Source organism: Mesorhizobium sp. WSM4312 (assembly GCF_002294875.1).
Taxonomy (GTDB): Bacteria; Pseudomonadota; Alphaproteobacteria; order Rhizobiales; family Rhizobiaceae; genus Mesorhizobium.
The window spans coordinates 45536-64324 of sequence record NZ_NSFU01000010.1 but is presented as its reverse complement, the minus strand read 5'-3'; the positions used below and the strand labels follow the sequence as shown (position 1 = coordinate 64324).

The window sequence follows — 18789 nt, the reverse complement described above, 5'->3', positions numbered from 1 at the left end:
TTCATCAAACCGCGCCCCAACCGCCAGCGTACGAACAGCCAGTGAACCAGCACCGTGGCCAAGCTTGGCAAGACCAGGCCGGCGACGAGTCGATGATCGCGGGTGCATTCGAAAAAAACTTCGCAACGAAAAACACAATCGTCACGACAATGGTGACAAGCGCGGACGCCATGAACACCAGAATGTATTCTTCCCGGGCTTCCGTTGCGGTGGCCAGTCCCAGCGCCGTCAGACCGCCGGCAAACCAGGAAATGAAAAAGGCGAAAAGGCTGGTGAAGAACTTCCGCACAGCCTTTTCCTTTCCTAGACCAGCATGCCCATCGGGTTCTCGATCAGCCGCTTGAAGGCGACGAGCAGTTCCGCGCCGAGCGCCCCGTCAACCGCGCGATGGTCGGTCGACAGCGTCACCGACATCACGGTGGCGATTTTGATCTCGCCATTCTTGACCACCGCCCGCTCCTCGCCGGCGCCGACCGCCAGGATCGTCGCATGCGGCGGGTTGATGACAGCGGCAAAATCCTTGATGCCGAACATGCCGAGATTGGAGACGGCCGTCGTGCCGCCCTGATACTCTTCCGGCTTCAGCTTGCGGCTGCGGGCGCGGCTGGCCAGGTCCTTCATCTCGTTGGAGATGGTGGACAGCGTCTTTTCATCCGCATGCCGAATGATCGGCGTGATCAGGCCGCCGGGGATCGACACGGCGACGCCGACATCGGCATGCTTGTGCTTGACCATGGCGCTTTCGGTCCATGAGGCATTGGCATCCGGCACCGCCTTCAGCGCCATCGCCATTGCCTTGATGACCATGTCGTTGACCGACAGCTTGTAGGCGGGCACCTCGCCCTTCTCCGTCTTCTTCATCGGGGCCGCGGCATTGATCTGCGTGCGCAATGCCAGCAGCGCATCGAGTTCGCAGTCGAGCGTGAGATAAAAATGCGGGATGGTGGACTTGGCCTCGACCAGCCGGCGCGCAATGGTCTTGCGCATGTTGTCGTGCGGGACGAGTTCGTAGGAGCCGGGTTCAAACAGCTTCAGCACCTGGTCGTCCGACATCGCTTTCACCGCCGGAGCAGCGGCGGCAGGTGCACCGGCAGGAGCCTTGGCGGCGGGCTCAGCCCTGGCCCCGCCACCGGCAATCGCGGCATCGACATCGGCCTTCACCACGCGGCCATGCGGGCCGGTGCCGGTCACGGCTGACACATCGACGCCGGCTTCCTTGGCGATACGGCGTGCGAGCGGCGATGCGAAGGTGCGCTCGCCAGTCGCATGGCCATTGGCGACCGGAGCCGGCTCTGCCTTCGGAGCGGCTGCGGCAGCAGGTTCAGCCTTTGGTGCCTCAGCCTTTGGTGCCTCAGCCTGGGGAGCGTCCGCTTTCGGCGCTTCGGCTTTCGCCGGTGCGGTACCGCCACCGCTTTTCGCGGCGGCGCCCGCATCCTCGCCCTCAGCGGCAAGCACGGCGATCAGCGCGTTGACCTTGACGCCTTCGGTGCCGGCGGGAACGACGAGCTTGGCGACCGTGCCCTCGTCGACAGCCTCGACCTCCATCGTCGCCTTGTCGGTCTCGATCTCGGCGATGACATCGCCCGGCGAAACCTTATCGCCTTCCTTGACCAGCCACTTCGACAGATTGCCCTCTTCCATCGTGGGCGAGAGCGCCGGCATGGTGATGTTGATTGGCATTTTGTCCTCCCGGCCGGTTCAGCGATACGTGACGGCTTTGACTGCCTCGATGACCTCGCCGACATTCGGCAAGGCCAGCTTTTCGAGGTTGGCCGCATAAGGCATCGGCACATCCTTGCCGGCAATGGTGATGACCGGTGCGTCGAGAAAATCGAAGGCGCGCTGCGACACCTGGTTGGCGATATGGTCGCCGACCGAGCTCTGCGGATAGCCTTCTTCGACCACGACAAGCCGGTTGGTCTTCTTGACCGAAGCGATGATGGTGTCGAGGTCGAGCGGGCGGACGGTGCGCAGATCGATGATCTCGGCGTCGATGCCCATGCCGCGCAGTTCGGCTTCGGCCTTGACCGCGTAGGTCATGCCGATGCCGAAGGAAACGATGGTGACATCCTTGCCTTGCTTGTGGATGCGGGCCTTGCCGATCGGCAGCACGAAATCATCAAGCTTCGGCACGTCGAAGGATTGGCCGTAGAGGATTTCGTTCTCGAGGAAGATGACCGGGTTCGGGTCGCGGATGGCTGCCTTGAGCAGACCCTTGGCGTCGGCGGCCGTATACGGCATCACCACCTTCAGGCCAGGAATGTGGCTGTACCACGCGGCGTAACACTGCGAGTGCTGGGCTGCGACGCGGGCAGCAGCCCCGTTCGGTCCGCGGAACACGATCGGCGCGCCCATCTGGCCGCCGGACATGTAGAGCGTCTTGGCGGCCGAATTGATGATCTGATCGATCGCCTGCATGGCGAAGTTGAAGGTCATGAACTCGACGATCGGCTTCAACCCGGCCATCGCCGCACCGACGCCGACGCCTGCAAACCCATGCTCGGTAATCGGCGTGTCGACGACGCGACGCGGCCCGAACTCCTGCAGCAACCCTTGGGTGATCTTGTAGGCGCCCTGGTATTCGGCGACCTCCTCGCCCATGACGAAGACATCGCCGTCGCGGCGCATTTCCTCGGCCATGGCATCGCGCAGTGCTTCGCGCACCGTGGTCGAGACCATCTCGGTGCCCGCGGGGACATCCGGGTCAGCGGCAATCTCGGTCTTCGGCGCCGCCGCGACAGGTGCCGCGGCCTCGTTCTTCGCCGCAGTTGGCGCCGGCGCAGCCGTTTCAGCCTTGGCGGGCTCGTCGCCAATACCTTCGCCGGCCTTGTCGGTGTCTTCGCCGTCAACCGCAAGCACGGCGATCACCGCGTTGACCTTGACGCCTTCGGTGCCGGCGGGAACCACGATCTTGGCAAGCGTGCCTTCGTCGACGGCTTCGACTTCCATCGTCGCCTTGTCGGTCTCGATCTCGGCGATGACGTCGCCGGCGACGACCTTGTCGCCCTCGTTCTTCAACCACTTGGAAAGATTGCCCTCTTCCATGGTCGGCGAGAGCGCGGGCATGAGAATTTCGATCGGCATGTCCTGGCCCTCCCTTACAATACGATATCGGTCCAGAGCTCGGACGGATCCGGCTCCGCATCGTTCTGGGCAAATTCGGCGGCGTCGGCGACGATGTCGCGAACCTCCTTGTCGATGGCCTTGAGTTGGTCCTCGGTCGCCCATTTCTTCTCGGTCAACCGCGCCTTGACCTGTTCGATCGGGTCATGCTCGGAGCGCATCTTCTGCACTTCTTCCTTCGAGCGGTATTTCGCCGGGTCGGACATCGAGTGACCACGATAGCGATAGGTCTGCATTTCGAGAATGATCGGCCCGTTGCCGCCGCGGCACCATTCGGTCGCCTGATCGCCGGCGGATTTGACCGCGCGCACATCCATGCCGTCGACCTGAATGCCGGGAATCTTGAACGAGGCGCCACGATGCGAAAAATTGGTTTCGGCCGACGAGCGCGACACCGAGGTGCCCATGGCGTAGCGATTGTTCTCGATGATGTAGATCACCGGCAGCTTCCACAGCGAGGCCATGTTGAAGCTTTCATAGACCTGGCCCTGGTTGGCGGCGCCGTCGCCGAAATAGGTCAGCGAAACGTTGTTGTTGTCGCGGTAGCGGTTGGCGAACGCCAAGCCCGTGCCGAGCGACACCTGCGCGCCGACAATGCCGTGGCCGCCGTAAAAATGCTTTTCCTTGGAGAACATGTGCATCGAGCCGCCCTTGCCCCTGGATAGGCCGCCACGGCGTCCGGTCAGTTCGGCCATGACGCCGCGCGGGGAAAGCTCCATGGCCAGCATGTGGCCGTGGTCACGATAGGCCGTGATCATCTGGTCGCCATCGATCAGCGCCATCTTCATGCCGGTGACGACAGCTTCCTGGCCGATATAGAGATGGCAGAAGCCGCCGATGAAGCCCATGCCGTAGAGCTGGCCGGCCTTTTCCTCGAAGCGGCGGATGAGCAGCATGTGCCGATACGCGGCAAGCTCCTCATCCTTGGTGAATTCGGCAGGTTTGGGCGCGGAAAGCCCTGATTTGGCTTCGGATTTGGATTTGGCAGGCGCTTTTCTGGCTGCGGTGGCCATGCATCACTCCCTGTTGGCGTCTCTTTGCGGACATTAGGGCAGGATGAAATCCGCCCTGGGAAGATCAGCTCTCCCCACCGATTTATGCAAGGCTAACACGCGTTAGAGCGTTGCGCCATGACGAATTTGCATAGCTGGCATGCGCCTAAGCGATTAAAATCATTGAAAATATTGCCGATTAACTGAAATTCAGTTATTTCGACGAAGCCGGCAGCATGATGGTGATTTCATCGGCCTGGGACAGATTGAGCGCCCTGCGCGCCTGTTCGTCAAGCATGTCCTTCTCCAGCGTGCCGTCATGCATCAGCCGAACGCGCCGTTCGAGTTCCATCCGGCGCGCCTTGATCGCATCAAGCTGAGCCTGCAGAGCAACGGTCTGGGCTTCCAGCTGATATTTCGAATTGATGCCGAACTCGCCGTGATAGGCATGGAAGCCGAAATAGGCGAGAAACACCACGCAAAGCGAGGGGATGATCAGCCGGCCGGTATTTCTCTGCTTGTGCTGACGCGTCCACATGATCCGAATCCCCGCGGCCGCGAACTCATGCGGCTCGCATCTTTTTCGCCCGATTGTGCTTAACGGACGGTTACGTGCCGTGGGGTTTGGCGAGCGGGGCATGACCTGGCCCGGCAAGTTGCATCCGGCCGTCGTTTTTTTTCAATCCTTTGCAGTCGTGCAGCTTGCATGCGGAAAAGCGGTTGACGTTCTGCCGAAATAACATATGCATACGCTATGCACTTATTGGACGCCAACAAACTCGGCGCGCTCGGCGCCATGATTCGCGACAGGACGGAAGCCTCGTTGAGAGAGCTTTCACCAAGTGCTGCGGCGGTGCTGTCGATGCTGCATTTCAAACCCGGGTTGACGACGACAGAACTCGCCGAGGTCGTCGGCGTCAGTCAACCGACAGCCGTGCGTTTGATCGACGGCCTGGAACGGCAGGCGCTGATAGTGCGTGGCAGCCCGGTGGGTCGCGTCACTCCGCTGTCGCTGACGGAGACTGGCCACGCCCAGGTAAGGGAAATGCAAGCTCTTCGGCTCGCCGCGCTCGACGGATTGCTGTCTGCGCTGCGGCCGGACAAGCGGCGGCACTTTGCTTCCATGCTGGACGAGATCCTTGCCGGCGCGACGACTTCCCGCGCTTTCGCGAGAACAACGTGTCGCCTCTGCGAGCATGACCTTTGCGGGCATGAGATTTGCCCGATCGGCTGCCGCGCGGCTGAGATCGAGAGAGAGGAGAGCGAGCGATGATCGTTTCTTATGCAGGGCATTCGCCTGCGATCGACACCGATGCTTGGGTCGCCCCGGATGCCACAGTATGTGGCGATGTCGTCATTGGCGCTGGCAGCCGGATCATGCACGGCGCCCGCCTTGTGGCGGAGGCGGGCGGCTCAATTCGCATTGGCCGCGACTGTATCGTGTTGGAAAATGCAGTGATCCGGGCCACAGCGAGTCATCCTTGCACCATGGGGAACCATTGCCTTGTAGGCCCTAACAGCCACGTGGTTGGCGCGGAAATCGGCGATGACGTTTTTGTCGCTACAGGCGCGGCGGTGTTCCATGGTGCGCACGTAGGCCGCGGATCGGAAGTCCGCATCAATGGCATCGTTCACCTGCGTACCCGCCTCGAACCTGGTACGGTCGTACCGATCGGCTGGATTGCCGTCGGCAATCCAGCTCAGATTCTGCCTCCGGACCAGCATGAAGCGATCTGGTCTCACCAGAAACCGCTCGATTTCCCAGGCTTCGTCTACGGTGTCGAGCGAGACTCGCCGGATATGATGCAGAAAATCACTGCAGACCTCTCGTTGGCGCTAGGCGTGCATCGCACGGAAAGCGCTTGAGCGCTTCCCGCCACAGCAGAAGCGTTCCAGTTCGAGCTCGGCAGTGCATGTCGCCCAAAGCTTGCTCATGGGGCCAGGACCGAGGGTGCGCAGCGCGTCACACGAGGCCGTGTGACGCGCGTTGGCGGCAGCGAATGACCCGCCTACACATTCCCTGGAATTCCCGGATCAGGCCTTCAACACCGACTTGCCGGCGTAACTCGCCTGCTTGCCAAGCTCTTCCTCGATGCGGATCAGTTGGTTGTATTTGGCCATGCGGTCCGAGCGAGAGAGCGAACCGGTCTTGATCTGCCCGCAATTGGTGGCGACGGCGAGATCGGCAATGGTCGAATCCTCGGTTTCGCCCGAACGGTGCGACATGACAGCGGTGTAGCCGGCCTTGTGCGCGGTCTCGACGGCATCGAGCGTTTCCGTCAGCGAGCCGATCTGGTTGACCTTGACCAGGATCGAATTGGCAACGCCCATGCGGATACCGTCGCGTAGACGCGCCGTGTTGGTGACGAAGAGGTCGTCGCCGACCAGCTGCGTCTTCTTGCCGATCAGGTCGGTCAAATACTTCCAGCCTTCCCAGTCGTCCTCGGCAAGGCCGTCCTCGATCGAGATGATCGGATAGTCGGCGGCGAGCTTGGCGAGGTACTTGGCCTGGGCCTTGGGATCGCGCGTCTTCTTCTCGCCTTCATAGACGTAATTGCCGTCCTTGAAGAACTCGGTGGCGGCGCAATCGAGGCCAAGCGCGATTTCCTCGCCCGGCTTGAAGCCTGCCTTTTCGATCGATTCCATGATGAAATCGAGCGCCACCGGCGCGCTCTTCAGGTTCGGGGCAAAGCCGCCCTCATCGCCGACATTGGTGTTGTGGCCGGCATCCTTCAACTTCTTGCGCAGTGTGTGGAAGATTTCCGAGCCCCAGCGCACGCCTTCGCGCAAAGTCGGCGCGCCGACCGGTAGGATCATGAATTCCTGGAAGTCGATCGGATTGTCGGCATGGGCGCCGCCATTGATGATGTTCATCATCGGCACAGGCAGGATATGCGCCTTGGTGCCGCCGACATAGCGATAGAGCGGCAGGCCGGCCGTGTCGGCAGCAGCCTTCGCCACCGCCAGCGAAACGCCGAGAATGGCATTGGCGCCGAGCCGGCTCTTGTTGGGCGTGCCGTCGAGCTCGATCATGGTCTGGTCGATATGGATCTGGTTCTCGGCTTCCATGCCGCCGATCGCCTCGAACAGCTCGCCATTGACCGCCTCTACGGCCTTGAGCACGCCCTTGCCGAGATAGCGGGCGCCGCCGTCGCGAAGCTCGACGGCTTCGTGGGCGCCGGTCGAGGCGCCCGACGGCACCGCGGCGCGGCCCATCGAACCGTCTTCGAGTACGACATCGACCTCGACGGTCGGGTTTCCACGGCTGTCCAGGATTTCACGTCCGACAATGTCGATGATGGCGGTCATTGCGATGTCCCCGATTGATCTGACGAAAGGTCGCGCCCGTCTTAGCCAAAGCGACGCAAAAGGCAATCCGGCCATGGCCGAATAGTGCCACCAGCCCGATTCACGAAGCGCAAATTTCTGTCATGATAAGTCATGCGCCCGGACATCCATTTCGGGTTATGGCTGTTGTCGCGCGGGGCGAAACAGGAGGAGTTTCGCCATGTCCGAGTTAAGCGGTATCGTCAGTTTGTTCCTGATCGCGGCGGCGTTGCTGACGTCGTGCGACACACAGCAATCGCCGCCAAAGGCCCTTGCGCCTTTGTCGGCGTTGAGCACCAGCGAATAGGCGTTCGTGTTGAATAAAAAAGGACCCCGTCGAGACGGGGCCCTTTTTGATCGTGGCTGCATCAGTGCCAGTAGGGCGTGACCTTGTAATATTCATAGGATGCGTCTCGCGCCGCCTCGCCATCCGCGCCGGCCAGTTCGTTGATCGAATAGGCGGGTGCTGCTTTCAGCTGCTCCTTCGAGAAGGGCACGACATAACCGCCCCTGTTCTCGTCGTAGTCGAGGCTGGCCCAGGGAATGGCGTGGTACTTCTCGCCGATGCCGAGAAAACCGCCAAAGCCGATCACCGCGAACATGATGCCGTTCGACGTCTTGTCGAGCATGATGTCCTCGATGCTGCCGATGCTCCTGCCTTCAGTATTGTAGACCGACGTGCCGATGACGCGCGAAGCGGCTATGGCTTCGGTGTGGCCTGTCTGTGTTGTCATAATCTGCTCCTCGTTGTCGTTGAACTCTGCTTTGACAATGAGGGGCGCGGGTGAAAGTTCCCGACTTTTTCGGCGTCGGCCAATCACTCCGCGAGGATGAAAGTCACCTTCATGTTGACGCGATAGGCAACGATCTTGCCGTCCTCGACGACGATCTTCTGATCCTGGATCCAGGCGCCTTCCACGTTCTTCAGGGTTTTCGCAGCGCGGGCGATTCCCTTCTCGATGGCGTCCTGAAAGCTCTTCTTCGACGACGAGGTGATTTCGGTGACGCGGGCGACGGACACGGCTTCCTCCTGGCAACACGCATTTGCCGGCCAAGCGTACAACCGGCCCCTCCCGACCACAAGCACGGCAGGAAGCGCAGGGCTCAGCGGCCCTTCGCGATCCGGTCGAAAGCCATCAGCCTTTCCAGGAGGGCCGGCATATCCTTCAGCGGCAGCATGTTGGGCCCATCGGAAGAGGTCGAATTGTCAGGATCCTGATGGGTCTCGATGAAGACGCCGGCGACACCGACGGCTACGGCCGCACGGGCCAGCGTCTCGACAAAGCGGCGCTCGCCACCGGACGAGCCGCCCTGCCCGCCTGGCTGCTGGACCGAATGCGTGGCGTCGAAGATCACCGGCGCGCCGATCTCGGCCATGACAGGCAGCGCGCGCATGTCAGACACCAGCGTGTTGTAGCCGAAGGACGCGCCACGCTCGGTAGTGAGCACATTGGCGTTGCCGGAACCGGTGATCTTGGCGACCACATTCTTCATATCCCAGGGCGCGAGGAACTGCCCCTTCTTCACGTTGATGACCTTGCCCGTTTTCGCGGCGGCGACCAGCATGTCGGTCTGGCGCGACAGAAAGGCTGGGATCTGCAGCACATCGACATGCGGCGCGACGATCGCGCACTGTTCCTCGGTGTGGACATCGGTCAGCACGGGGAGCGAAAATTCCTTGCGCAACTCGTCGAAGACCGGAAGTGCGGCGTCCATGCCGGCGCCGCGCGTTGCCGACAGCGAGGTGCGGTTGGCCTTGTCGTAGCTGGTCTTGTAGACGAGGCCGATGCCGAGCTTGGCAGTCAGTTCCTTCAGCGCGCCGGCCATGTCGAAGGCATGCTGGCGCGACTCGAACTGGCATGGGCCGGCGATCAGCGCCAAAGCCGCCTTGTTGTCGAACACGACATTACCGACCGTTACCGACGAATTGGGTGCCATCGAATTGGGCACTTGGGGCTTGTTCATTGTATCTCCCGGAAGATGAAAGCCGCGCCCTGTCCGGATGCCGGCCGCACGACAATATCAGTGCCCGCTATATCGTGCTGGACAGCATTGGCTGCAAGCAGGCTCGACGTGGCATCGATGCTGCGGACAGCAAAGACGATCGCGGCGAAGCGCAGCTTCGTGGACGAACCCGCCGGAATGCCAAAGCGAGCGGTGAAGAATTTGGGGTCGAGCACGCTCAAGGTTGCGTTTGGCAGGAAAAACGCCCCGCCCTCGCCGCTGGCAGCAGGATCGTTCGCCGCGATGGACACCAGCCTATGCTGTTCGGCGGGCTGGTCGCTGATCGCCACCACCTCCAAAATGCCGGTGGCGCCATTGGCGTGGGCCTGCAAAGCCGTACGGTCCAAGTCAGGCGCATTGATCCGCTGACAGGCAAACAGGAACGCGTCGGTTGCTCCGCGGGTCGCAGCAAAGGCGAGCTTGAACGATGCGATATCGCTCTTGCCCGACGTATCGGCGAAAGCGCGCGAAAAGCTCAGAATGTCTCCCGCCGACAGACCGGCGCCGACAAAGCGTGCATGGTCGGCATCGGCATTGTCGGTCGCCAGGACCACAGCCGAAAACCCCTCATCGCCACGGCTGTCGCGATAGAGGCGATCGCGCGCGACGAAGACGTTACCGGCGGCCGTCGCATCGATCGCTGCCTGCTCATCGCCAATCGCGAGCGGCTCCAGATAGGTGCCGTCGGCGAGGAAGACGCAGCAGTTTACCGTTCCAAAGGGATGGACACCGGTCGGCGCAACGACGAAGCCCAGCGCAGTGAGCCGGGCTCGCGCCACCTCGAGGTTCTGCGTCGGCAGAACGAGATGGTCAAGCGGATGCGTGCCGGTGGTTGGTCTGTCGGTCATCGGGCGCGGTGTGCATCATTCGGGAGCGCGGTTCAAGGCCGTTTCCGGTCGGCGGCCGCAGGCACTTGTCGAGATCCAGAACCGCGCCCGGGATCAGCTGCCGGCGACGACATCGGCGGAATAGCGCAGTTCGCGTAACGGTTTGACCTTGGCTGTGGTCTGCGCATAGAGCGGATGCGCCTTGTAGGCGGCCAGCGCCGCGTCGTCGGCGAACTCGGCGTAGACGACGACATCAATTTCATCCGACAGCGGGTCGACCTTGGTGTTCAAAGTGACCTCGAAGAAACTGGAATGCGGAATTTTGCCGAGCGCCAGCAGGCCGGTGCGCACCGCCTCCACAACCTCCTTGCGCCGCGCGCTGAAGAAAACGATATGCCGGATCAATCCCGCCTCCTCGATCTGAATGCCGGGGTCTTTTGTGACGGCGGTTTCGTCGCGTCAACCGTTCATGGCGCCACGCGTCCTTGCGACGCGCCCCAAACGATGCGGGTGCCAATCCCGCGGCGCCGGGCACGTCGTGCGACGCGCCAGGCTGCGCTCTTCGGGAGGGAAATTCAGGCCTTGCCGGTCACGTAACGCACGACGTGGTTGAGCTCCCTGACCGAGATGTCGAGATACCGGCCCTGGTTGTAGAGACCGTCCCAGATCAGGAAAAACGCGATTGCCGCAATGACGATTACATAACGCATGGCTAAAGCTATCGCACATGCGCTGCGACGGCCATAGACGTTTTGGATCGTGGACAGCAGCAACTTGACGCAAGGCGCCGATGCCAGACGCCACGTGGCACAGCCCAGCCAGTGGCCTGCCTCTTGAAGTTCCCCCTCATCACGTGGAAGATTGTGGCAGGCATTCACTGGGAAGCACTGGGAGCTACCTGGACAGGCAAGGCTTTCGAACCTGGCGAATGATCCAAGAGAACCGTGACCCGGCAATTTGCGCCGGCACCACGGAAATCCAGGGGCGTGAAATGGCAGACGGGGACCATCAAAGCGTAGCGCCGGGCGAAGCGGTCAGGCTCGACGAGTTCAATTTCGCCGAGATCGTCAAGGGCCTGCCCGCCAAGGCGCGCATGGTGCTGTCGGCGGCAATGAACCTGCCGCGCGGTTCGCTCAAGGTCAGGATGCCGGATGGCCGCGCCGTTCTGGTTGGCGGCAAGGGGCCCGGCCCGGACGCCGAGCTGGTGCTCAAGAACTGGCGCCTGCCAGGCCGCGCCTTTTCCGGCGGTACGATCGGCGTTGCCGAATCCTACATGGACGGCGATTGGGAAAGCCCCGACGTCACCAGCTTCCTGGAATTGTTCGTGGTCAATTCGGCGATCGGCGAACGCGTCGCTGGCGGCGCCAGCTGGCTCATCAACACCGTCCAGCGCATCCGCCACTGGTTCAACGAGAACACACGCACCGGTTCGAAGCGCAACATCTCGGCGCATTACGATCTCGGCAACGCCTTCTACAAGGAGTGGCTCGATCCGAGCATGACCTATTCCTCGGCGCTCTACGCGAATGGCGCCAACGACCTGGAGAGCGCCCAGGCCGCCAAATATCGGGCGCTGGCCAGGGACACGGGTATCGGCGGAAAGGACCATGTGCTGGAGATCGGCTGCGGCTGGGGCGGTTTTGCCGAATTCGCGGCACGCGAAATCGGCTGCCGCGTAACCGGGCTGACGATCAGCAGCGAACAGCACGATTTCGCCAAGGCACGCATCGCCAAGGCCGGGCTTGCCGACAAGGTCGACATCAAGTTGCAGGATTACCGCGACGAAACAGGGACTTACGACCGAATCGCCTCGATCGAGATGTTCGAAGCGGTCGGCGAGAAATACTGGCCGGTGTTCTTCTCGAAGATGAAGTCCTGCCTGAGGCCCGGCGGCACCGCGGGCCTGCAGATCATCACCATCAACGAGGCCTCCTACGACACCTATCGCGCCAGGCCGGATTTCATCCAGCGCTATGTGTTCCCGGGCGGCATGCTGCCAACACCGTCGATCCTGAAGGCGCTCGGCAAGGACCATGGCCTCGCGCATCTGTGTGAGCGCGTGTTTCCCAACGACTATGCGCGCACGCTCGCCGAATGGCGCAACCGCTTCTGGGGATCCTGGGAGAAGATCGTGCCTCTCGGCTTCGACGACCGCTTCAAGAAGCTCTGGGAGTTCTACCTGCACTATTGCGAAGCCGGTTTCCGCGCCAGCTACATCGACGTGCGGCAGGTGGTCTACAAGGCGTAGGCTTTACACGCGTCGGTATCATTTGCCTGCGGCAGACGCCGATACCCCGCAACCAACGGAAGCCGCCGTTTCGCGACCAAGCCCACGCTTGTATGGCGTGGGCCTGTCTCCAAGGGATCGCCGATACCCTCAAAGAAGGATGCGATATTTCGCAAACCCTGCTTCGCCCTCGCCCGCCGGTTCGATCTTCAGCGCCTTCACATCGGCAATGAAATCCTTTGCCTTTACGCCTGTCTCGAACACGACGCTGGTTCCCGGCAGTGGTGCGAACGACCAGTTGCCGTCGGCCGACGGGTTGATCGTGCCCTGGCTCACAATGTAGCGAACGATGACGTCGCGGTTGGTGTCCGGCGCCTCGTAGATGATCTTCGAGGCATTGATGTCGGGGAAATTGCCGCCGCCGCCGGCACGGTAATTGTTGGTCGCAACGACGAATTTCTGATTGGAATCAATTGGTTTGCCGGCGAACATCAAGTCGACGATGCGATTGGCGCCGGCATTTGCCACTCCGCCCTTGGTGTCATATTTCGGCGGCTGCGCGAGATCGATCTTGTAGGAGACGCCATCGATGACATCGAAATTGTAGGACGGGAAATCGGTGTTTATGAGAGCCTGGTCGGCCTTCCCCACCTCTATCCTGTTGAAAATGCCGGCCGACATCTCCAGCCATTCCTTCACCTGGGCCCCCGTGATCTCCACGGCCCGCACGGTGTTCGGGTAGAGATAGAGGTCGGCGACGTTCTTGATGGCGATGTCGCCGGCCGGCACGTCGGTATAGTAGTCGGCGCCGTTGCGCCCGCCCGCCTTGAAGGGAGCAGCGGCCGACAGCAGCGGCACGTCCTTCCACTGCGTACTTTTGAGAATATCCTTCAAGTACCAGGTCTGCGCCTGGCTGACGACCTGCACCGACGGATCGTCGGCGACCAGCGCGAAATAGGAATAGAGCGGCGCGGAGGTCTTGCCGACCGGACGGCGCACATAGGTCAATGTCGCCTGGTGGTCCTGTTCGAGGGCGGCGATGATGCGCTTGTCGTCGGGGACAGTCGGCTTGTTCTTGTTGTCGACGCGCTCGAAGATCGGCCGCGCTTCGGAGGTCGCGGAGACAACCTTCCATTTCGATCCGTCACGCTCCAGCATCAGGTCGATCAGACCCATATGCGAGCCCCAGAAACCGCCCATCACAGCGGGCTTGCCCTGCAGCGTGCCTTTCTGCGTGTCGACGCCTTCGAGCGACTGGAAGTCCTTCTTGCCGGGGAACACCAGATGCTGGTGGCCGGTGAACACGGCATCGATGCCATCGACGCCGGCAACGAAGAACGAGGCGTTCTCCATCATGTCGCCCTGCTTCACGTCGATGCCGGAATGCGAGAGCGCGATGACGATGTCGGCGCCCTCTTCCTTCATCTGAGGCACCCAGGCCTTGGCCGCCTCGACGATGTCTCGCGTCTTGACGTTGCCTTCGAGATTCTTGAGATCCCAGACCATGATCTGTGGCGGCACGAAGCCGATGATGCCGATCCTGATCGGCTGTTCGGCGCCCGAACCGTCCTTGATCTTCTTGTCGAGGATCACATAGGGCTTGAGATAGAGCTTGTCGTCGCGCGGGTTGGCGGCAAGCTCGGTGCCGCGGATCAGATTGGCGCAGACGAAGGGGAAATTGGCGCCCGCCAGCACCTTGTCCAGGAAGGAGAGGCCGTAGTTGAACTCGTGGTTGCCGAGCGTCGAGCACTCGTAGCCCAGCAGGTTCATGCCTTTCATGATCGGATGCAGATCGCCGTCCTTCAGGCCCTTCTCGTAAGCGATGTAGTCGCCCATCGGGTTGCCTTGCAGCAGGTCGCCATTGTCGATCAGCATCGAATTGACGGCTTCCTTGCGCACCGCGTCGATCAGCGACGCCGTGCGCGAGAGACCCATCGTGTCGTTGGCTTTGTCGGCGTAGTAATCATAAGGCAGCACGTTCACGTGGATGTCGGTGGTCTCCATGATCCGAAGATGCGCCTGGTTGGCTTGAGCGCGGGCGGAGAAGGGATGAAGCACGATCAGCGCCGCTGTGGCTGCGGCGCCGGCGAGGAAACCGCGGCGGGAGACTGGATGGAGCAGTTGCGACATGTTTTCTCCTCATTGACGACGTGACACGCCCTGCCCCAAGCGAACTTCGCGCCGAAATCAGCTCAAGTCCATTCAAGAAGTCGCGCGCATCCGCACGTCAATCCATCAGCACCAGATGACGGGCGGATGAATGGGACAGCAAAGAAGAGTCAGGTCTTGTCGTTGTCACCCTGGGTGATCAGCCGGGCGCTGCGCTGGCCCGTCACGTAGATCCATAGCCAGCTCAGGGAAACCGCAAGTCGGTTGCGGAAACCGATCAGGAAATAGATGTGCGCGATGCCCCACAGCCACCAGGCGAGCCAGCCCGTGAGCTTGATCCAGCCGAAGTCGATCGCGGCGGCGCGTTTGCCGATCGTCGCCAGATCGCCGGCATGTTTGTATTGAAATGGCCGCGTGGTGTCGTCACCGCCGAGCCTGGACTTGATGGTCGCGGCGACGTGGCGACCCTCCTGCTTGGCGGAAGGCGCCACGCCGGGTACCGGCCGTCCATCGGGCCGCAGCACAAGGGCGGCGTCGCCGATGACGAAAATCTCCGGGCTGCCCGGCACGCTGAGGTCAGGCTCGACGAGCACCCTGCCCGCGCGGTCCGCCTTCGCTCCCAGCCATTCGGCGGCGGGCGAAGCGGCAACGCCAGCTGCCCACAGGATCGTTCGGGCTGCCAGCTGCTTGTCGCCAAACACGACACCTTCGGCGTCGCAGCGTGTGACGGCCCGGCCGAGCTCGACCGTCACGCCGAGCCGCTCGAGCGCCTTGCTAGCATAATCTGAGAGTTCTGGCGCGAAATTGGCCAGGATGCGGTCACCGGCCTCGATCAGCACCACGCGCGTTTGCCGCGTGTCGATGTTGCGGAACTCGCCGCGCAGCGTGTCGTGCGCCAGCTCGACGATGGTGCCGGCCAGTTCGACGCCAGTCGGCCCGCCGCCGACGATCGCAATGGTCAGCAGCGCCTGGCGTCTGGCGGGATCGGTTTCCCGCTCCGCCTGCTCGAAGGCCGTGAGAATGCGCCGGCGAATGGTGGTGGCGTCCTCCAGCGTCTTCAGGCCTGGCGCGAAAGGCTCCCATTCGTCGTGGCCGAAATAGGCGTGACGGGCGCCGGTGGCGAGCACCAGCGTGTCATAGGCGACTGTGCTGCCGTCGTCGAGCAATACGCGTTTGCCGGTACGGTCGACGCCGGTGACATTGCCCAGCAGCGTCGTCACGTCCTTGCGTTTGCGCAGAAGATGGCGGATCGGCCAGGCAACCTCGGAGGTCGCCAGCGCGGTCGTCGCCACCTGGTAGAGCAGCGGCTGGAAAAGATGGTGGTTGCGCTTGTCGATCATGGTGATGCGCACGGGCTGTCCAGCCAGCGCGTGGGTGAGTTCGAGGCCGCCGAACCCCGCGCCGACGACGACAACATGGTGGCTGACCTGGTTCATCTCGTTCACCCCAATGGCAAGATGCCTGTCCCGGATGTAGGTATTTTTGTGCAATGCAACAACAGAAGGATAGTGCCCGGGACTCGCCGTCCCATGTCGTGAATGCACAAGTTGTATCGTGTCGCGAGGTATAGCGTCACCGAATACGCTATGAGGTGACGCATGGCCAACAATCATGACGACCAGGGTCCGGCACAGTATGCCTCGCCGCCCTGTTTCATGCATGAACTCGATCCGGAATTCCGGGCGCCGCTGTCCGACTGGACCGATGTGCGGCGCTGGCGCAAGGCCGAACGCGAGCGACTGATCGCAGCCCGCCTTGGAGTTTCGGCCGACGCGCGAACGGCAATGTCCCGGCGCATCGCCGAAGGGCTCGACACGATCATAGGCGAGATCCGCGGTCGCATGGTCAGCCTTTACTGGCCGTTTCGCGGTGAACCGGATCTGCGGCCATGGATGGCGTCCGTCAACGAGCGCGGCGGCAGCACGGCGTTGCCCATCGTCGTCGAGAAAGGGCACCCCCTGATCTTCCGTGCCTACAAACCGGGCGACCGATTGGAAAAGGGCGTCTGGAATATCCCGATCCCGGCCGAGGGCGATCCGGTGCTGCCTGACATCGTCATCGCGCCGATCGTCGGCATTGATCCGGCAAATTATCGCCTGGGTTATGGCGGCGGCTTCTTCGACCGCACGTTGGCCGCCATACTGTCCAAGCCGCTGGTCATCGGCGTCGGCTACGAACTGCAGCGCATCGCCACCATCTATCCGCAGCCGCACGACATTCCGATGAATCGGATCGTCACTGAAGCCTGAAGCCTGTTTAGAGCAAGGTCAGGCCGGCAAGCTCAAGCCATCTCCGGCTTCATGCCCATGGCGGTGCGGTCGACGATTTCGCGCAAAGCGAAGGACGAGTTGATCTTGGTCACATGCGGCATCGCCGACAGCCATTCCTTGTGGATGCGCTCATAGTCGACCAGGTCTTTCGCTGCGATGCGCAGGATGTAGTCGTACTCGCCCGACATCAGGTGGCAGGACAAGACATTGGGGCAACGCTTGATGGCTGCTTCGAAATCCGACAGCGTCTTCTCGAACTGGCCCGACAGCGATATATGCACGATCGCCGTCATCCGATGGCCGAGCGCGGCATTGGACAGCCGGGCGTGGTAGCCACGAATGGTTCCGGATTTTTCCAAATTATCGAGCCGGCGCGAACAGGCCGACTGCGACAGGCCAACCTTCTCCGCGAGCGCCGCATTGGGTATCCTCCCGTCCTTCTGCAAAGTCTCAAGAATGGCGATATCGATCCTGTCGAGCGGCATTTTTCGTGAATCCTGCGAATATCCTGCTATTTCGCGCAAGGATTAGCGAAACCTGCCTGTCCGCGCAAGCGCATTCGCAAACACTTGCGAGCCGATTCATGGTTCACTCCGACAATACAGGGAGTGAGCCCAAAAGGGCCTGGATCAGGAGAAGAAAATGCGCGTCGGCTGCCCCAAGGAAATCAAGAACCACGAATATCGTGTCGGCCTCACACCAGGCTCGGTCCGCGAATATGTGGCGCACGGCCACGAAGTTCTGGTCGAAGCCGGCGCCGGCGCCGGCATCGGTGCCGATGACAACGCCTATCGCGCCGCCGGCGCCAGCATCGCCAAGACCGCCGCCGACGTGTTCGCCAAGTCGGACATGATCGTCAAGGTCAAGGAGCCGCAGCCCAATGAGTGGGTTCAGCTGCGCGACGGCCAGATCCTCTACACCTACCTGCATCTGGCTCCGGATCCGGAGCAGACCAAGGGCCTGCTCGCTTCGGGCGTCACGGCGATCGCCTACGAAACCGTGACCGACGATCGTGGCGGCCTGCCGCTGCTCGCGCCGATGTCGGAAGTCGCCGGCCGCCTGTCGATCCAGGCCGGCGCCACGGCGCTGCAGAAGGCCAATGGTGGCCGCGGCGTGCTGCTCGGCGGCGTGCCCGGCGTGCTGCCCGGCAAGGTCACCGTGCTCGGCGGCGGCGTCGTCGGTCTGCACGCGGCCCGCATGGCCGCCGGCCTTGGCGCCGATGTCACCATCATCGACCGCTCCATCCCGCGCCTGCGCCAGCTCGACGACCTCTTCGCCGGCCGTGTGCACACCCGCTACTCCACCGTCGAGGCGCTCGAGGAAGAATGCTTCTCGGCCGACATCGTCGTCGGCGCCGTGCTGATTCCCGGTGCCGCAGCACCGAAGCTCGTCACCCGCGAAATGCTGTCGGGCATGAAGAAGGGCTCGGTGCTGGTCGACGTCGCCATCGACCAGGGCGGCTGCTTCGAGACCTCGCATGCGACGACTCACGCCGAGCCGACCTACGAGGTCGATGGCGTCATTCACTATTGCGTCGCCAACATGCCAGGTGCGGTGCCGGTCACTTCGGCCCACGCCCTCAACAATGCGACGCTGCACTACGGCTTGCAGCTCGCCGACAAGGGCCTGAAGGCGCTGGTCGACGACCATCACCTGCGCAACGGCCTCAATGTCCACAAGGGCAAGATCACCAACCGGGCGGTCGCCGAAGCGCTCGGCTACGAGTTGGTCGAGCCGAAAGCTGTTCTGGCCGCCTGATACACCCAGAAAAAGTCAACTTGCTATTGTTGCCCGCCGGTCCACGCCGGCGGGCTTATTATTGGCCGATCTAGGGCGGTGGCCTGTTTACTGGGCAGAACAGTGTCAGCCGCAGGTTTTGGTTTGCCCAAAACTGTTGCACATTTGTCATT

The 18789-nt window shown here is 62.1% G+C and carries 21 protein-coding genes; 6 read left to right on the top strand and 15 right to left on the bottom strand.

Features of this window, described 5'->3' with window-relative positions; all coding sequences use genetic code 11:
* Positions 1-4: 4 nt before the first annotated feature.
* From CK228_RS18020 to CK228_RS18000, 5 genes are all read right to left on the bottom strand, one after another.
* Positions 5-289, bottom strand: a complete 285-nt coding sequence (locus CK228_RS18020) for a hypothetical protein (RefSeq protein ID WP_245438057.1) — start codon at positions 287-289, stop codon at positions 5-7.
* Positions 290-303: 14 nt separating this feature from the next.
* Positions 304-1680 (bottom strand): pyruvate dehydrogenase complex dihydrolipoamide acetyltransferase, encoded by a 1377-nt coding sequence (locus CK228_RS18015; protein WP_095788722.1) that lies wholly within the window; start codon positions 1678-1680, stop codon positions 304-306.
* An 18-nt stretch (positions 1681-1698) separates the two neighbouring features.
* On the bottom strand, positions 1699-3084 hold the full coding sequence (locus CK228_RS18010; RefSeq protein WP_095788721.1) for a pyruvate dehydrogenase complex E1 component subunit beta: 1386 nt from the start codon (positions 3082-3084) through the stop codon (positions 1699-1701).
* Positions 3085-3098: 14 nt separating this feature from the next.
* Positions 3099-4136: a pyruvate dehydrogenase (acetyl-transferring) E1 component subunit alpha gene (pdhA, locus tag CK228_RS18005; RefSeq protein WP_095788720.1), complete on the bottom strand. Its 1038-nt coding sequence runs from the start codon at positions 4134-4136 to the stop codon at positions 3099-3101.
* Positions 4137-4329: 193 nt separating this feature from the next.
* Complete coding sequence (locus tag CK228_RS18000) at positions 4330-4653, bottom strand: septum formation initiator family protein (protein WP_044550389.1); 324 nt, start codon at positions 4651-4653, stop codon at positions 4330-4332.
* 216 nt (positions 4654-4869) lie between these two features.
* Here CK228_RS18000 and CK228_RS17995 point away from each other — a divergent pair, with 216 nt between their 5' ends.
* Together CK228_RS17995 and CK228_RS17990 are read left to right on the top strand one after the other, a co-directional pair.
* Positions 4870-5388, top strand: a complete 519-nt coding sequence (locus CK228_RS17995) for a MarR family transcriptional regulator (protein ID WP_179295960.1) — start codon at positions 4870-4872, stop codon at positions 5386-5388.
* A complete protein-coding gene (locus CK228_RS17990; protein ID WP_095775772.1) occupies positions 5385-5981 on the top strand; it encodes a gamma carbonic anhydrase family protein in 597 nt (198 codons plus the stop codon). The genes CK228_RS17995 and CK228_RS17990 overlap by 4 nt, the downstream gene beginning before the upstream one ends.
* A gap of 168 nt (positions 5982-6149) precedes the next feature.
* Here CK228_RS17990 and eno read toward each other — a convergent pair whose 3' ends face one another.
* Complete coding sequence (gene eno / locus CK228_RS17985) at positions 6150-7424, bottom strand: phosphopyruvate hydratase (RefSeq protein WP_095788718.1); 1275 nt, start codon at positions 7422-7424, stop codon at positions 6150-6152.
* Between the two features lie 199 nt (positions 7425-7623).
* Here eno and CK228_RS36330 point away from each other — a divergent pair, with 199 nt between their 5' ends.
* Positions 7624-7749, top strand: coding sequence for a hypothetical protein (locus CK228_RS36330; RefSeq protein ID WP_095775774.1), 126 nt, complete (start codon positions 7624-7626; stop codon positions 7747-7749).
* Between the two features lie 61 nt (positions 7750-7810).
* Here the strand turns inward: CK228_RS36330 and CK228_RS17975 are convergent, their stop codons facing one another.
* The 6 genes from CK228_RS17975 to CK228_RS36325 form a co-directional block, all read right to left on the bottom strand.
* A complete protein-coding gene (locus tag CK228_RS17975; RefSeq protein ID WP_032933411.1) occupies positions 7811-8176 on the bottom strand; it encodes a PRC-barrel domain-containing protein in 366 nt (121 codons plus the stop codon).
* A gap of 83 nt (positions 8177-8259) precedes the next feature.
* Entirely contained in the window at positions 8260-8463 is a 204-nt protein-coding gene (locus CK228_RS17970) for a dodecin family protein (RefSeq protein WP_095775775.1), read from the bottom strand.
* An 83-nt stretch (positions 8464-8546) separates the two neighbouring features.
* Positions 8547-9407 carry a 3-deoxy-8-phosphooctulonate synthase gene (gene kdsA / locus CK228_RS17965; RefSeq protein WP_019858015.1) on the bottom strand — a complete coding sequence of 287 codons (861 nt, stop codon included), beginning with the start codon at positions 9405-9407 and terminating at the stop codon, positions 8547-8549.
* Positions 9404-10294 carry a VOC family protein gene (locus CK228_RS17960; protein WP_095788717.1) on the bottom strand — a complete coding sequence of 297 codons (891 nt, stop codon included), beginning with the start codon at positions 10292-10294 and terminating at the stop codon, positions 9404-9406. The genes kdsA and CK228_RS17960 overlap by 4 nt, the downstream gene beginning before the upstream one ends.
* A gap of 93 nt (positions 10295-10387) precedes the next feature.
* Complete coding sequence (locus CK228_RS17955; protein WP_095788716.1) at positions 10388-10678, bottom strand: Dabb family protein; 291 nt, start codon at positions 10676-10678, stop codon at positions 10388-10390.
* A gap of 170 nt (positions 10679-10848) precedes the next feature.
* Positions 10849-10983 carry a hypothetical protein gene (locus CK228_RS36325; RefSeq protein ID WP_257784390.1) on the bottom strand — a complete coding sequence of 45 codons (135 nt, stop codon included), beginning with the start codon at positions 10981-10983 and terminating at the stop codon, positions 10849-10851.
* Between the two features lie 281 nt (positions 10984-11264).
* Here CK228_RS36325 and CK228_RS17950 point away from each other — a divergent pair, with 281 nt between their 5' ends.
* The gene (locus CK228_RS17950) at positions 11265-12521 is read left to right on the top strand and encodes a cyclopropane-fatty-acyl-phospholipid synthase family protein (RefSeq protein WP_095788715.1); all 1257 of its coding nucleotides are present in this window, start codon (positions 11265-11267) and stop codon (positions 12519-12521) included.
* A 129-nt stretch (positions 12522-12650) separates the two neighbouring features.
* Here the strand turns inward: CK228_RS17950 and CK228_RS17945 are convergent, their stop codons facing one another.
* Entirely contained in the window at positions 12651-14630 is a 1980-nt protein-coding gene (locus CK228_RS17945; RefSeq protein WP_095788714.1) for a bifunctional 2',3'-cyclic-nucleotide 2'-phosphodiesterase/3'-nucleotidase, read from the bottom strand.
* A gap of 149 nt (positions 14631-14779) precedes the next feature.
* Positions 14780-16045 carry an NAD(P)/FAD-dependent oxidoreductase gene (locus CK228_RS17940; protein ID WP_095788846.1) on the bottom strand — a complete coding sequence of 422 codons (1266 nt, stop codon included), beginning with the start codon at positions 16043-16045 and terminating at the stop codon, positions 14780-14782.
* A gap of 162 nt (positions 16046-16207) precedes the next feature.
* Between CK228_RS17940 and CK228_RS17935 the strand changes: the two genes are divergently transcribed.
* Positions 16208-16858 carry a 5-formyltetrahydrofolate cyclo-ligase gene (locus CK228_RS17935; protein WP_095788713.1) on the top strand — a complete coding sequence of 217 codons (651 nt, stop codon included), beginning with the start codon at positions 16208-16210 and terminating at the stop codon, positions 16856-16858.
* A 32-nt stretch (positions 16859-16890) separates the two neighbouring features.
* Here CK228_RS17935 and CK228_RS17930 read toward each other — a convergent pair whose 3' ends face one another.
* Complete coding sequence (locus tag CK228_RS17930; protein WP_095775782.1) at positions 16891-17364, bottom strand: Lrp/AsnC family transcriptional regulator; 474 nt, start codon at positions 17362-17364, stop codon at positions 16891-16893.
* A 157-nt stretch (positions 17365-17521) separates the two neighbouring features.
* Between CK228_RS17930 and ald the strand changes: the two genes are divergently transcribed.
* Positions 17522-18637, top strand: a complete 1116-nt coding sequence (gene ald, locus CK228_RS17925; protein WP_095775783.1) for an alanine dehydrogenase — start codon at positions 17522-17524, stop codon at positions 18635-18637.
* Positions 18638-18789 lie beyond the last annotated feature (152 nt).

Excerpts from the sequence above, each read along its gene's own strand:
- CK228_RS18015 (WP_095788722.1), bottom strand. The coding sequence starts at position 1,680 with ATGCCAATCAACATCACCATGCCGGCGCTCTCGCCCACGATGGAAGAG.
- CK228_RS18010 (WP_095788721.1), bottom strand. The coding sequence starts at position 3,084 with ATGCCGATCGAAATTCTCATGCCCGCGCTCTCGCCGACCATGGAAGAG.
- pdhA (WP_095788720.1), bottom strand. The coding sequence starts at position 4,136 with ATGGCCACCGCAGCCAGAAAAGCGCCTGCCAAATCCAAATCCGAAGCC.
- CK228_RS18000 (WP_044550389.1), bottom strand. The coding sequence starts at position 4,653 with ATGTGGACGCGTCAGCACAAGCAGAGAAATACCGGCCGGCTGATCATC.
- CK228_RS17995 (WP_179295960.1), top strand. The coding sequence starts at position 4,870 with ATGCACTTATTGGACGCCAACAAACTCGGCGCGCTCGGCGCCATGATT.
- CK228_RS17990 (WP_095775772.1), top strand. The coding sequence starts at position 5,385 with ATGATCGTTTCTTATGCAGGGCATTCGCCTGCGATCGACACCGATGCT.
- eno (WP_095788718.1), bottom strand. The coding sequence starts at position 7,424 with ATGACCGCCATCATCGACATTGTCGGACGTGAAATCCTGGACAGCCGT.
- CK228_RS36330 (WP_095775774.1), top strand. The coding sequence starts at position 7,624 with ATGTCCGAGTTAAGCGGTATCGTCAGTTTGTTCCTGATCGCGGCGGCG.
- CK228_RS17975 (WP_032933411.1), bottom strand. The coding sequence starts at position 8,176 with ATGACAACACAGACAGGCCACACCGAAGCCATAGCCGCTTCGCGCGTC.
- kdsA (WP_019858015.1), bottom strand. The coding sequence starts at position 9,407 with ATGAACAAGCCCCAAGTGCCCAATTCGATGGCACCCAATTCGTCGGTA.
- CK228_RS17960 (WP_095788717.1), bottom strand. The coding sequence starts at position 10,294 with ATGACCGACAGACCAACCACCGGCACGCATCCGCTTGACCATCTCGTT.
- CK228_RS36325 (WP_257784390.1), bottom strand. The coding sequence starts at position 10,983 with ATGCGTTATGTAATCGTCATTGCGGCAATCGCGTTTTTCCTGATCTGG.
- CK228_RS17950 (WP_095788715.1), top strand. The coding sequence starts at position 11,265 with ATGGCAGACGGGGACCATCAAAGCGTAGCGCCGGGCGAAGCGGTCAGG.
- CK228_RS17945 (WP_095788714.1), bottom strand. The coding sequence starts at position 14,630 with ATGTCGCAACTGCTCCATCCAGTCTCCCGCCGCGGTTTCCTCGCCGGC.
- CK228_RS17940 (WP_095788846.1), bottom strand. The coding sequence starts at position 16,045 with ATGAACCAGGTCAGCCACCATGTTGTCGTCGTCGGCGCGGGGTTCGGC.
- CK228_RS17935 (WP_095788713.1), top strand. The coding sequence starts at position 16,208 with ATGGCCAACAATCATGACGACCAGGGTCCGGCACAGTATGCCTCGCCG.
- CK228_RS17930 (WP_095775782.1), bottom strand. The coding sequence starts at position 17,364 with ATGCCGCTCGACAGGATCGATATCGCCATTCTTGAGACTTTGCAGAAG.
- ald (WP_095775783.1), top strand. The coding sequence starts at position 17,522 with ATGCGCGTCGGCTGCCCCAAGGAAATCAAGAACCACGAATATCGTGTC.